Origin of the sequence: Micromonospora sp. MH33, assembly GCF_003013775.1 — a bacterium.
Classification (GTDB): Bacteria; Actinomycetota; Actinomycetes; order Mycobacteriales; family Micromonosporaceae; genus Micromonospora; species Micromonospora fulviviridis.
Window position 1 is genome coordinate 1 of the sequence record NZ_MUYZ01000205.1, and the last position, 12,640, is coordinate 12,640.

The 12,640-nt window shown below is 72.6% G+C and carries 11 protein-coding genes and 1 pseudogene; 10 read left to right on the forward strand and 2 right to left on the reverse strand.

Going from position 1 to position 12,640, the window contains the following annotated elements:
- The 7 genes from B0E53_RS25270 to B0E53_RS25300 all read left to right on the forward strand — a co-directional run.
- The coding region (locus B0E53_RS25270; RefSeq protein ID WP_107078329.1) for a Rossmann-like and DUF2520 domain-containing protein at positions 1-697 on the forward strand (697 nt) is incomplete at its 5' end.
- A complete protein-coding gene (gene panC, locus B0E53_RS25275) occupies positions 697-1,545 on the forward strand; it encodes a pantoate--beta-alanine ligase (RefSeq protein WP_107078330.1) in 849 nt (282 codons plus the stop codon). The genes B0E53_RS25270 and panC, both read left to right, overlap by 1 nt.
- Positions 1,546-1,576: 31 nt before the next feature.
- The gene (gene panD, locus B0E53_RS25280) at positions 1,577-2,005 is read left to right on the forward strand and encodes an aspartate 1-decarboxylase (protein ID WP_107078331.1); all 429 of its coding nucleotides are present in this window, start codon (positions 1,577-1,579) and stop codon (positions 2,003-2,005) included.
- Positions 2,006-2,101: 96 nt separating this feature from the next.
- The gene (locus B0E53_RS25285) at positions 2,102-2,995 is read left to right on the forward strand and encodes a septum formation family protein (protein ID WP_107078332.1); all 894 of its coding nucleotides are present in this window, start codon (positions 2,102-2,104) and stop codon (positions 2,993-2,995) included.
- A gap of 61 nt (positions 2,996-3,056) precedes the next feature.
- Positions 3,057-4,742 carry an L-aspartate oxidase gene (locus B0E53_RS25290; RefSeq protein WP_107078333.1) on the forward strand — a complete coding sequence of 562 codons (1,686 nt, stop codon included), beginning with the start codon at positions 3,057-3,059 and terminating at the stop codon, positions 4,740-4,742.
- A gap of 55 nt (positions 4,743-4,797) precedes the next feature.
- The gene (nadC, locus tag B0E53_RS25295; protein ID WP_107078334.1) at positions 4,798-5,694 is read left to right on the forward strand and encodes a carboxylating nicotinate-nucleotide diphosphorylase; all 897 of its coding nucleotides are present in this window, start codon (positions 4,798-4,800) and stop codon (positions 5,692-5,694) included.
- 17 nt (positions 5,695-5,711) lie between these two features.
- The gene (locus B0E53_RS25300; RefSeq protein ID WP_107078335.1) at positions 5,712-6,470 is read left to right on the forward strand and encodes a type III pantothenate kinase; all 759 of its coding nucleotides are present in this window, start codon (positions 5,712-5,714) and stop codon (positions 6,468-6,470) included.
- A gap of 3 nt (positions 6,471-6,473) precedes the next feature.
- Here B0E53_RS25300 and B0E53_RS25305 read toward each other — a convergent pair whose 3' ends face one another.
- Positions 6,474-7,214: a class I SAM-dependent methyltransferase gene (locus tag B0E53_RS25305; protein ID WP_107078336.1), complete on the reverse strand. Its 741-nt coding sequence runs from the start codon at positions 7,212-7,214 to the stop codon at positions 6,474-6,476.
- A gap of 91 nt (positions 7,215-7,305) precedes the next feature.
- On the opposite strand from B0E53_RS25305, the gene lysS reads away from it, so the two are divergent.
- The 3 genes from lysS to B0E53_RS25320 all read left to right on the forward strand — a co-directional run bounded on the left by lysS (position 7,306) and on the right by B0E53_RS25320 (position 12,299).
- The gene (gene lysS, locus B0E53_RS25310) at positions 7,306-8,814 is read left to right on the forward strand and encodes a lysine--tRNA ligase (protein ID WP_107078337.1); all 1,509 of its coding nucleotides are present in this window, start codon (positions 7,306-7,308) and stop codon (positions 8,812-8,814) included.
- Positions 8,815-8,929: 115 nt separating this feature from the next.
- Positions 8,930-9,280, forward strand: a complete 351-nt coding sequence (locus B0E53_RS25315) for an Lsr2 family protein (RefSeq protein WP_107078338.1) — start codon at positions 8,930-8,932, stop codon at positions 9,278-9,280.
- Positions 9,281-9,761: 481 nt separating this feature from the next.
- On the forward strand, positions 9,762-12,299 hold the full coding sequence (locus tag B0E53_RS25320; RefSeq protein ID WP_107078339.1) for an ATP-dependent Clp protease ATP-binding subunit: 2,538 nt from the start codon (positions 9,762-9,764) through the stop codon (positions 12,297-12,299).
- An 85-nt stretch (positions 12,300-12,384) separates the two neighbouring features.
- Here B0E53_RS25320 and B0E53_RS25325 read toward each other — a convergent pair.
- Positions 12,385-12,640, reverse strand: a pseudogene (locus tag B0E53_RS25325) (A/G-specific adenine glycosylase); the annotation flags it as partial.

The window sequence follows — 12,640 nt, forward strand, 5'->3', positions numbered from 1 at the left end:
CACCGACCTGCTGATCGTGGCGGTCCCGGACGACGCCCTCGCCGGCGTGGTCGCCGGCCTGGCCGAGTCCGGCGCGCTGCGCCCCGGTCAGGTGATCGCGCACACCTCCGGCGCGCACGGGCTGGCCGTCCTCGCCCCGGCGGCCGCCGTCGGCGCCCGGCCGCTCGCGCTGCACCCGGCGATGACCTTCACCGGTACGCCGGACGACCTGACCCGCCTCGCCGGCATCTCCTACGGGGTGACCGCCCCGGCAGAGCTGCGCGCGTTCGCCGCCCGGCTGGTGGCCGACCTGGGCGGCGTGCCGGAGTGGGTGGCGGAGGGCGACCGGCCGCTCTACCACGCGGCGCTTGCGCACGGCGCGAACCATCTGGTGACCCTGGTCAACGAGGCCGCCGACCGGCTGCGCGACGCCGGGGTGGACCGGCCGGAGAAGGTGCTCGCCCCGCTGCTGCGGGCCGCGCTGGAGAACGCGCTGCGGCTCGGCGACGACGCGCTCACCGGCCCGGTATCGCGGGGCGACGCGGGCACCGTACGCCGGCACCTGGAGCGACTGGCGGCGACCGCGCCGGAATCCGTGCCCTCCTACCTGGCGTTGGCACGACGGACGGCGGATCGCGCGATCGCGGCCGGTCGGCTGCGGCCGGCCGACGCGGAGCCGCTGCTTGACGTGCTGGACGGGATGGAGGTAGCGGCCTGATGACGGAGCTGGTGCACACCCGCAAGGAGCTCGCGGCGGCCCGGGACGCGCTGACCGGCACGGTCGGCGTGGTGATGACCATGGGTGCGCTGCACTCGGGGCACGAGACCCTGCTGCGGGCCGCCCGGGAGCGCGCGGACCACGTGATCGTGACCATCTTCGTGAACCCGCTCCAGTTCGGCCCGAACGAGGACTTCGACCGCTACCCGCGCACCCTCGACGCCGACCTGGAGATCTGCCGGCGGGCCGGCGCGGACGTGGTGTTCGCCCCCGCCGTGGCGGACATGTACCCGGAGGGCCAGCCGAGGGTGCGGCTGAACCCGGGCCCGCTCGGTGAGGACCTGGAGGGGCTGAGCCGCCCCGGCTTCTTCCACGGGGTGCTCACCGTGGTCATGAAGCTGCTCCAGCTCACCCGCCCCGACCTCGCCTTCTTCGGCGAAAAGGACTACCAGCAGCTCACCCTGGTCCGGCGGATGGTCCGCGACCTGGACGTGCCGACGGAGATCGTCGGGGTGCCGACCGTGCGCGAACCGGACGGACTGGCCCTGTCCAGCCGTAACCGCTACCTGTCGGCGGAGGAGCGGGCGGCCGCGCTGAGCCTCTCCGCCGCGCTGCGGGCCGGCGTCGAGGCCGCCGAGCAGGGCGCGGACGCCGGCGTGGTGCTGGCCGCCGCCCACCGGGGCTTCGACTCGGGTACGCCGGGCGCCCGCCTCGACTACCTGGTGCTCACCGACGTCGACCTGGAGCCCGGCCCGGTCTCCGGCGCGGCGCGGCTGCTGATCGCCGCCTGGGTCGGGGCCACCCGCCTGATCGACAACACGGCGATCCACCTCGCCCCGCGTTCCTGACCCCACCCCCTCCCTTCGGAAAGGCGCCCCGATGCTCCGGACGATGCTCAAGTCGAAGATCCACCGGGCCACGGTGACCCAGGCCGACCTGCACTACGTCGGCTCGGTGACCGTGGACGAGGATCTGCTCGACGCGGCCGACCTCATCCCCGGCGAGCAGGTCGCGATCGTGGACATCACCAACGGCGCCCGGCTGGAGACGTACGTGATCCCGGGGCGGCGGGGCAGCGGCGTGATCGGCATCAACGGCGCCGCGGCGCACCTGGTGCACCCCGGTGACCTGGTCATCCTCATCTCGTACGGGCAGATGGACGACGCCGAGGCGCGCTCGTACCAGCCGCGGGTGGTGCACGTCGACGCCGACAACAAGGTGGTCGACCTGACCGCCGACCCGACGACGGCCGCCCCCGGCACCGCCGGTGACCCCGTCCCCAACCCGCTGGCCGCCGCCCTCAACTGAGCCCGGGCCGCACGCACGGTCTGTCACCGGAAGGTCATTTCCCGCTACCCTGGTCGGACCGTCGGGATCGACGGTCGTCGGGCTGGGGGAGGCGCGATGGGCGGTGCGATGCGGAGCCTCGTCGCCGCGTTGGTCGCGGGCGTGGCGCTGGCCGGGTGTGCCTCGTCGGGCTGGCTGGACGGGGATCTCACCGACGACTGGGGCGCCCTGCCGCCGGCCGGCCCGTTCACCCCGGCGGCCGGGGTGTGTCAGGTCGCGGACTTCACCCCCACGGTGGGCCTGTCCGGCTACGACCCGGTCGGATGTGACCTGCCGCACCGGGTGGAGACGGTGCACGTGGGGGCGTTCACCGGCGAGCGGCCGACCCCGCCGGCGCTCGGCTCGGCCGAGCTGCGTACCGCCTTCGCGGAGTGCGACACCCGGGCCGGCGGCTACGTCGGCGACAACTGGCGGGCCGGCCGGCTGCGGCTGGCCGTGGCGCTGCCCACCGGCCCCGGCTGGGCGGCCGGTTCCCGCTGGTACCGCTGCGACCTGACCGAGCTGACCACGGTCGAGGCGGCGGCGACCGTGGTGACCCGGACGGGCAGCCTGCGCGACGCGCTCAAGGGGCCGTCCCCGCTGCGGCTGGGCTGCCAGCGCACCGGCCGGGACGCCCGCCGGGTGCAGACCCTCACCCCGGTCGACTGCCGTGCCGCGCACGACGCCGAGTTCGTCGGGGTGTGGGCGGCGCCGGACCGCCCGTACCCGAAGAAGGCCGCCGACTGGGCGCCCCTCTACGCCGGCTGCAACACCGTCCTGGCGAAGTACGCCGGCGTGCCCGACGACCCGACGCTGCGGTTCCGCAGCGGCGTGGTGGTCCGCCCGCCCGGCGCCGGCCGGTGGGTGGTCGGCGACCGGGGAGTGCGCTGCTACCTCTGGCTCAGCGACCGCACCGTGACCGCCTCGCTCAAGGGGGCCGGCCCGGCCGGCCTGCCGGTCCGGACGAGGTAGCCGAAACCACTCGTCCCGCCCCCGCCGCCCGGGATGAGGGGCCTTCGGGTTGACTGTGCTCATGGACCTTCCGACCGTCGACCTGCCGGCCCTGCCCCGGCTGCTCGCCGCGCCCGCACCCGGCTGGGTGGAGACCACCGACGTGATCGTCGTCGGGTCCGGGGTCGCCGGGCTGACCGCCGCGCTGCACCTGCGCGAGGCGGGGCTGCACGTCACCGTGGTCACCAAGGTCAACATCGACGAGGGCTCGACCCGCTGGGCGCAGGGCGGCATCGCCGCGGTGCTCGACCCTGCGGATACCCCGGCCGCGCACGCGTACGACACCGAGGTGGCCGGCGTGGGCCTCTGCGACCCGGCGGCGGTGCGGGTGCTGGTGGAGGAGGGCCCGACCCGGCTGCGGGAGCTGATGCGGATCGGGGCGGAGTTCGACCGCAACCCGGACGGCTCGCTGATGCTCACCCGGGAGGGCGGCCACCGGGCCGACCGGATCGTGCACGCCGGCGGCGACGCCACCGGGGCCGAGGTGCAGCGGGCGCTGCACGCCGCGGTCCGCCGCGACCCGTGGATCCGGCTGGTCGAGCACGCCCTGGTGCTGGACCTGCTGCGCGCCCCCGGCGACGGGCCGGACGGGCTCGGCCCCGCCTGCGGGATCACCCTGCACGTGCTCGGCGAGGGCAGCGAGGACGGCGTCGGCGCCATCCTGGGCCGGGCCGTGGTGCTGGCCACCGGCGGGATGGGGCAGATCTTCGCGGCCACCACCAACCCGGCGGTCTCCACCGGCGACGGAGTGGCGCTCGCGCTGCGGGCCGGCGCGGCGGTCACCGACGTGGAGTTCGTGCAGTTCCACCCCACCGCGCTGATCGTGCCGGCCGGTGAGCCGGGCGCCGGCCTCGCCCAGCAGCCGCTGGTCTCCGAGGCGCTGCGCGGCGAGGGCGCCCACCTGGTCGACGGCGACGGCAAGCGGTTCATGGTGGGCCAGCACGAGCTGGCCGAGCTGGCGCCCCGGGACGTGGTGGCCAAGGGCATCCACCGGGTGCTGCTGGCCACCGGCGCGGACCATGTCTGGCTGGACGCCCGCCACCTGGGCGGCGACTTCCTGGCCCGGCGCTTCCCCACCATCGTGGCCTCCTGCCTGGCCATCGGCGTGGACCCGGCCGCCGACCTGATCCCGGTCGCCCCGGCCGCCCACTACGCCTCCGGCGGCGTCCGGACCGACCTGCGCGGCCGCACCTCCATCCCCGGCCTGTACGCCTGCGGCGAGGTCGCCTGCACCGGCGTGCACGGCGCCAACCGGCTGGCCAGCAACTCGCTGCTGGAGGGGCTGGTGTTCTCCCGCCGGATCGCCGAGGACATCGCCGCCGGGCTGCCCGAGCAGGCGAAGCCGGCGGAGACCGGCGCCTGGGTGGGCGGCCAGGGCTGGCTGGTGCCGGCGGGGGCCGCGCCCACCCTGCAGCGGGCCATGACCCGGGGCGCGGGGGTGCTCCGGTCGGCGCCGACCCTCGCCGACACCGCCGCCACCCTTACCGAGGTGGGCCAGGCCCGGGGCGTGCCGCGGACCGCCGACTGGGAGGCGACGAACCTGGTCACCGTGGCGTCGACCCTGGTCGCCGCCGCGTACGCCCGCCGGGAGACCCGGGGCTGCCACTGGCGGGAGGACTTCCCGACGGCCGACGAGCGGTGGCGGGGCCACCTCGTGGCCGGGATCGGGGCCGAGGGTTTCGTGACCGAGCGCTGGGAGGACCAGTGAGCGCGAGGAGTGAGCCGGTCCTGCGAGCCCCGCAGTCGCGAACGAAGGAGGACCAGTGAGGGAGTCGACGGAGCGGGCGCTGCGGGCCGGTGGCCTGGACCCGGAGCGGGTCCGGCGGGTGGTCGTCGACGCGCTCACCGAGGACCTGGGCGCGGACTTCCTCGACGTCACCAGCGTCGCCACCATCCCGGACGCGCAGAACGACACCGCCGACCTGGTCGCCCGCGCCGATGGCGTGGTGGCCGGGCTGCCGGTGGCCGCGGCCGTGTTCGAGCTGGTGGGCGAGGTGACCGGGGCGGATCGTACCGTCGAGGTGTCGCTGGTGGCCCACGACGGGCAGCGGGTGGCGCGCGGCGACGTGCTGGCCACGGTGACCGGCCCGACCCGGCTGCTGCTCACCGCCGAGCGGACCGCGCTCAACCTGCTCTCCCGGATGTCCGGGGTGGCCACCCACGCCCGGGCCTGGGCCGACGCGCTGGCGGGCACCAAGGCGATGGTGCTCGACACCCGCAAGACCACCCCCGGCCTGCGGGCCCTGGAGAAGTACGCGGTCCGCGCCGGCGGCGGCACCAACAAGCGGATGGGCCTGCACGACGTCGCCATGATCAAGGACAACCACAAGGTGGCCGCGGGCGGGATCGGGGCGGCCTTCCGCCGGGTCCGGGAGGCGTTCCCGGACGTCCCGGTGCAGGTGGAGGTGGACACCCTGGCCGAGGCGGTGGAGGCGGTCGAGGCCGGCGCCGACTTCCTGCTGCTGGACAACATGACCCCGGCGCAGCTGCGCGAGGTGGTCGCCGCGGTGGGCGACCGCGCGGAGCTGGAGGCGACCGGCGGGCTCACCCTGCCGGTGGCCGCCGAGTACGGGGCGACCGGCGTCGACTTCCTCTCCGTCGGCGCGCTGACCCACTCCTCGCCGATCCTGGACATCGCCCTGGATCTGCGCGAGGAATGACGGTCTAGGCTGCCGCTGTGCTGCTCTGCATCGACATCGGGAACACCAACACCGTGCTGGCGACCTTCGACGGCGACAAGCTGGTGCACAACTGGCGGATCAAGACCGACGCCCGGTCCACGGCGGACGAGCTGGGTCTGATGTTCCGGGGACTGCTCGCCGGTGACGCCGTGGAGATCACCGGGGTGGCCGCCTGCTCGACGGTGCCGGCCGCGCTGCGTTCGCTGCGCACCATGCTGGCCCGCTACTACGCCGACCTGCCGAGCGTGATCGTCGAGCCCGGGGTACGCACCGGCGTGCAGCTGGCCATCGACAATCCCAAGGAGGTCGGCGCGGACCGGGTGGTGAACACCCTGGCCGCGTACACCCTCTACGGCGGGCCGTGCATCGTGGTGGACTTCGGCACCACCACCAACTTCGACGTGATCAGCGGCCGGGGCGAGTTCCTCGGCGGCGCGTTCGCGCCGGGCATCGAGATCTCCTTCGACGCGCTCGCCGCCCGCGCCGCCCAGCTGCGCAAGGTGGAGGCCACCCGGCCCCGATCGGTGATCGGCAAGAACACCGTCGAGTGCCTCCAGGCCGGCCTCTACTTCGGCTTCGCCGGCCAGGTGGACCGGATCGTCGAGCGGATGACCGAGGAGCTGGGCGAGGTGAAGGCCGTGATCGCCACCGGCGGCCTGGCCTCGCTGGTGCTCAGCGAGTGCCGCACCATCACCCACCACGAGCCGATGATCACGCTGATCGGCCTGCGGATGGTCTACGAGCGCAACAACTGAGCCTCACCGCCGCCGGGAACGCAGCACCAGGGTGCGGTAGGGCAGCTCGACCGTGGCCCGGCCGACCAGGTCGGGGTGGGTGGCGAAGAGTTCCCGCAGCTCGCGGTCGACGCGGTCCCGCTCGGCCGGCGTGGCGGTGAGCCAGTGGGACCGGGTGTGCAGCATGGCGACCACCTCCTCGGGCGTGAGCGTGGCGGTGTGGGCGAACTCGCCCAGCTCGACGGGCGTGAAGGCGGGGCCGAAGTCGGCGTACTTCTCCACCACGTTGCCGGCGTTGTCGCCGAGGTGGGCGACCCGGCTCAGCTCCGCCACCCAGTCCACGCCCTCGTCCCGGACGTTCCAGATCGGGGCGAAGGTGCCGCCCGGGCGCAGCACCCGGGCGATCTCGGCGTGCGCGGGCTCCCGGTCGAACCAGTGGTAGGCCTGGCCGACCAGCACGGCGTCGGCCGCCCCGTCCGGCAGGGGCACCGCCTCGGCGCTGCCGGCCAGCGCCGTCGTGCCCGGCGTGGCGGCCGCCAGCTGCGCCCGCATGCCGGGATCCGGTTCCACGGGTACGACCTGGTGCTTGAGCGCGAGCACGCCACGGGTGAGGATGCCGGTGCCCGCGCCGAGGTCCACCACCCGCGCCGGGGCGGCCAGCCCGTCCAGCGCCCAGCGCAGCGCCTCCTCCGGATAGCGGGGGCGGAACCGGTCGTACTCGGCGGCGGCGGCGCCGAACGAGAGGGCCTCAGTGGGGTCGGTCATGGCGGGCAGGTTATCCCGTAACGACCCGGCGGGCCCTTGAGTACGCTCGGGGCCTGACCCCGCCCGAATTCTCCGTCTGAGGAAGCGTGCCGTGACCGAGCAGAACGCCCTGCCAGTAGACCCCGCCGACGACCTTCCGGAGCAGATGAAGGTCCGCCGGGAGAAGCGGGACCGGATGCTCGCCGAGGGCGTCGAGCCCTACCCGGTCGGTTTCCCGCGCACCAGCACCCTGGCGAAGATCCGCGAGCGGTACGCCGAGCTGCCCACCGACACGGCCACCGGCGACCGGGTCTCGGTCACCGGCCGGGTGATCTTCGTACGGAACACCGGCAAGCTCTGCTTCGCCACCCTGCGGGACGGCGACGGCACCGAACTCCAGGCGATGCTCAGCCTGGACCGGGTCGGCGCCGAGCGGCTGGACGACTGGAAGCGCCTGGTCGACCTGGGCGACCACGTCGGGGTGACCGGTGAGGTGATCACCAGCCGGCGCGGCGAGCTGTCGGTGCTGGTGGAGGAGTGGGCGGTCACGGCCAAGGCGCTGCGCCCGCTGCCGGTGGCGCACAAGCCGCTCAGCGAGGAGGCGCGGGTCCGCCAGCGCTACGTGGACCTGGTGGTCCGCCCGCAGGCCCGGCAGATGGTCCGCACCCGGGCCACCGCGGTGCGCAGCCTCCGGGACACCCTGCACGCGCAGGACTTCATCGAGGTCGAGACTCCGATGCTCCAGTTGCTGCACGGCGGCGCGGCGGCCCGCCCATTCGTGACCCACAGCAATGCGTTGAACACCGACCTGTATCTGCGAATCGCGCCGGAACTGTTTCTGAAGCGGGCGGTCGTCGGCGGCGTCGACCGGGTCTTCGAGATCAACCGCAACTTCCGTAATGAGGGCATCGACTCCTCGCACTCGCCGGAGTTCGCGATGCTCGAGACCTACCAGGCGTACGGCGACTACAACACCATGGCCGAGCTGACCCGAAATCTCGTGCAGCAGGCCGCCCTCGCGGTCGCCGGCTCGACGGTGGTCACCCACGCCGACGGCCGCGAGTTCGATCTGGGCGGCGAGTGGCGCTCGGTGTCGCTGTTCGGTGTTCTTTCCGAAGCGCTCGGTGAGGAGGTCACGGTCCGCACCGAAAGGGCCCGCCTGGTCGAGTACGCGGACAAGGTCGGCGTCTCCGTCGACCCGAAGTGGGGCCCGGGCAAGCTGGCCGAGGAGTTGTTCGAGGAGTTGGTGGTCCCGTCCCTGCAGGCGCCCACCTTCGTCCGCGACTACCCGGAGGAGACCAGCCCGCTGACCCGGGCCCACCGGAGCGAGCCGGGCCTGGCCGAGAAGTGGGACCTCTACGTCCTCGGCTTCGAGCTGGGCACCGCGTACTCCGAGCTGGTCGACCCGGTGGTGCAGCGGGAGCGGCTGGTGGCCCAGGCGCAGCTCGCGGCCCGGGGCGACGACGAGGCCATGCGTCTGGACGAGGACTTTCTCCGGGCGATGGAGTACGGAATGCCGCCGGCCGGTGGGATGGGAATGGGAATCGACCGGCTCTTGATGGCGCTGACCGGCCTGGGAATTCGGGAAACCATCCTGTTCCCGTTGGTCCGGCCCGAGTAGCACAGAAGCTTCTCCGGGTCGTTACCGCATCCTATTGACGGAGCAAGCAGCGGGCGGGTTATTGTGCTCCTGTATTACTGGGGCGCAACAACCCTGCTCGAAAGGAATGTAAGACGTGGCCAAGCAGATCATTCACAAGCTGGTCGATGACCTGGACGGCGGGGACGCTGACGAGACCGTCAAGTTCGCGCTCGACGGAGTGCAGTACGAGATCGACCTCTCGGCTTCCAACGCTGAAAAATTGCGTGACGTATTCGCGCAGTACATCGCGCACGGGACGAAGGTCGGCCGCGGCGGGGTGGTCGTGGGTGGCCGGGCCGCGCGGGGTCGCGGCGGCGCGACCGCCGACCGCGAGCAGAACAAGGCCATCCGCTCCTGGGCCAAGAAGGCCGGCAAGGACATCTCCGACCGGGGGCGCATCCCGCAGGAGATCGTGGACGAGTACCACGCGAAGGCGGGGCACTGACCCGACGACCCTCGCAGCGGGCGACACGACGCCGGACCGGAGTGCCACTCCGGGCCGGCGTCGCCGTTTCCGCCCGGCTGCGCCGTGTGTCCGGTCCGCGCCGGCCGGGTCGCGGGGCGGTCCGGGCCCGGGAAGAAACCCGCCCCCGGAAGAGTTGTCCACAGGCGGTGGGGATGCTGTCCACAGGCTGTGGAAGACCGCGGCCGGGCGCCGACGCCCCGCCCGAGCCCCTCGACCGGGCTTTTCCACCGGCGGTCGAATTTCGCTCTGCGCGTACAGGCTGGGGTACCGGAACACCTCCTGAGCGCGGACGGTTGTCAGAAACGACGCGTGAACGGCCATTCGCGGGGACACACGACCTCAGCGGAGTCGGTCCGCGGCGATAGAGTAAGGAGGCACGGACGCCCGTCCCGGACGTCCGCGCACCGGCCCCGCCGAGATCTGACCATCAAGGCGCACGGCACGTGAGGAGCACGAGGGCATGTTCGAGCGGTTCACCGACCGAGCGCGACGGGTTGTCGTCCTGGCCCAAGAAGAGGCCCGGATGCTCAACCACAACTACATCGGTACGGAGCACATCCTGCTGGGCCTGATCCACGAGGGTGAGGGTGTCGCGGCAAAGGCCCTGGAGAGCCTCGGCATCTCCCTTGAGGGCGTCCGTCAGCAGGTCGAGGAGATCATCGGCCAGGGCCAGCAGGCGCCGAGCGGGCACATCCCGTTCACGCCGCGGGCCAAGAAGGTGCTGGAGCTGTCGCTGCGCGAGGCGCTGCAGCTCGGCCACAACTACATCGGCACGGAGCACATCCTGCTCGGCCTGATCCGTGAGGGCGAGGGCGTGGCCGCCCAGGTGCTGGTCAAGCTCGGCGCCGACCTCAACCGGGTCCGCCAGCAGGTGATCCAGCTGCTCTCCGGCTACCAGGGCAAGGAGCCGGCCGCGGCGGGCGCCGCGCCGGGCGAGGCCGCGCCGTCGACCAGCCTCGTGCTGGACCAGTTCGGCCGGAACCTGACCCAGGCCGCCCGCGAGGGCAAGCTCGACCCGGTCATCGGGCGCGAGAAGGAAATCGAGCGGGTCATGCAGGTGCTCTCCCGCCGGACCAAGAACAACCCGGTCCTGATCGGTGAGCCCGGCGTCGGCAAGACCGCCGTGGTGGAGGGCCTGTCCCAGAAGATCATCAAGGGCGAGGTGCCCGAGACGCTGAAGGACAAGCAGCTCTACACCCTCGACCTGGGTGCCCTGGTCGCCGGTTCCCGCTACCGCGGTGACTTCGAGGAGCGCCTCAAGAAGGTGCTCAAGGAGATCCGCACCCGCGGCGACATCATCCTGTTCATCGACGAGATCCACACCCTGGTGGGTGCGGGTGCCGCCGAGGGCGCGATCGACGCCGCCAGCATCCTCAAGCCGATGCTGGCCCGTGGCGAGCTGCAGACCATCGGCGCCACGACCCTCGACGAGTACCGCAAGCACCTGGAGAAGGACGCCGCTCTCGAGCGCCGCTTCCAGCCGATCCAGGTGGGTGAGCCGTCGCTGGCCCACACCATCGAGATCCTCAAGGGCCTGCGGGACCGCTACGAGGCGCACCACCGGGTGAGCATCACCGACGCGGCTCTCGTGGCTGCCGCCACCCTGGCCGACAGGTACATCTCCGACCGCTTCCTGCCGGACAAGGCGATCGACCTGATCGACGAGGCCGGCGCCCGGATGCGCATCCGCCGGATGACCGCGCCGCCAGACCTGCGCGACTTCGACGAGCGGATCGCCCAGGTCCGCCGCGACAAGGAGTCCGCGATCGACGCGCAGGACTTCGAGCGGGCCGCGCAGCTCCGCGACAAGGAGAAGCAGCTCCTCGGGCAGAAGGCCCAGCGGGAGAAGGAGTGGAAGGCCGGTGACCTGGACGTCGTCAGCGAGGTCGACGACGAGCAGATCGCCGAGGTGCTCGGCAACTGGACCGGCATCCCGGTCTACAAGCTGACCGAGGAGGAGACCTCGCGCCTGCTGCGCATGGAGGACGAGCTGCACAAGCGCGTCATCGGCCAGGAGGACGCGGTCAAGGCGGTCTCGAAGGCGATCCGGCGTACCCGGGCCGGCCTGAAGGACCCGAAGCGCCCGTCCGGCTCGTTCATCTTCGCCGGCCCGTCCGGCGTCGGTAAGACCGAGCTCTCCAAGGCGCTCGCCGAGTTCCTGTTCGGCAGCGAGGACGCCCTCATCCAGCTGGACATGTCCGAGTTCCACGACCGGTACACGGTGTCCCGGCTGGTGGGTGCCCCTCCCGGCTACGTCGGCTACGACGAGGGCGGGCAGCTGACCGAGAAGGTGCGTCGCCGGCCGTTCTCGGTGGTCCTCTTCGACGAGATCGAGAAGGCCCACCCGGACGTGTTCAACACGCTCCTCCAGATCCTGGAGGACGGGCGGCTCACCGACGGCCAGGGTCGGATCGTGGACTTCAAGAACACGGTCATCATCCTGACCACCAACCTCGGTACGCGGGACGTCGCCAAGGCGGTGTCGCTGGGCTTCCAGGCCTCTGAGGACTCCGAGTCCAACTACGACCGGATGAAGCAGAAGGTCAACGACGAGCTCAAGCAGCACTTCCGGCCCGAGTTCCTGAACCGGATCGACGACACCATCGTCTTCCACCAGCTGCGCGAGAACGAGATCCTCTCGATCGTGGACATCATGATCGCCCGGATCGAGACGCAGCTGAGGAACAAGGACATGGGCCTGGAGCTGACCGACAACGCCAAGAAGTACCTGGCGAAGAAGGGCTTCGACCCGGTGCTGGGCGCGCGGCCGCTGCGTCGCACGATCCAGCGCGACATCGAGGACAACCTGTCCGAGCGGATCCTCTTCAACGAGCTGACCCCGGGTCAGATCGTGGTGGTGGACTGCGAGGGCGACCCGGACAACATCGACAAGTCCAAGCTCGTCTTCCGGGGTGCCGACCGGCCGGTGGCCGTGCCGGACGCGGTCCCGGCGGACCTCGGCGGCACCGCCGCCACGGGCGCGGACGACGCCGCGTGAGTTCGGGCAACTGATCGAGGGCGACGGCCCCGGCAGGCGAAAGCCGCCGGGGCCGTCGCCTTTTCTCCTGCCCGGAGGTCGGGGCTCAGGGGCGGGGGAGCGGGACCGGCGGGCCGTCGCCGGCCAGCCGGAAGGACTCCTCGCCGACCGGCTCGACCAGGCCGTCGGTGACCAGCCCGGCCAGCGCCCGCGCCCGCTGCACGTCGTCGTGCCAGACCTGGTCGAGCCGCTGGTGCGGCACCGGCCCGGGAGCGTCGCGCAGCACCGCGAGGAGCAGGCCGCGCACCTGGCGGTCGGTGCCGGCGTAGCGCTGGGGGCGGCGGGTCGGCCCGGCCGGGGCC

Coding starts and splice junctions, on each gene's coding strand:
- B0E53_RS25290 (WP_107078333.1), top strand. CDS start 3,057: ATGGACCTTCCGACCGTCGACCTGCCGGCCCTGCCCCGGCTGCTCGCC.
- B0E53_RS25320 (WP_107078339.1), top strand. CDS start 9,762: ATGTTCGAGCGGTTCACCGACCGAGCGCGACGGGTTGTCGTCCTGGCC.
- panC (WP_107078330.1), top strand. CDS start 697: ATGACGGAGCTGGTGCACACCCGCAAGGAGCTCGCGGCGGCCCGGGAC.
- panD (WP_107078331.1), top strand. CDS start 1,577: ATGCTCCGGACGATGCTCAAGTCGAAGATCCACCGGGCCACGGTGACC.
- B0E53_RS25305 (WP_107078336.1), bottom strand. CDS start 7,214: ATGACCGACCCCACTGAGGCCCTCTCGTTCGGCGCCGCCGCCGCCGAG.
- B0E53_RS25285 (WP_107078332.1), top strand. CDS start 2,102: ATGGGCGGTGCGATGCGGAGCCTCGTCGCCGCGTTGGTCGCGGGCGTG.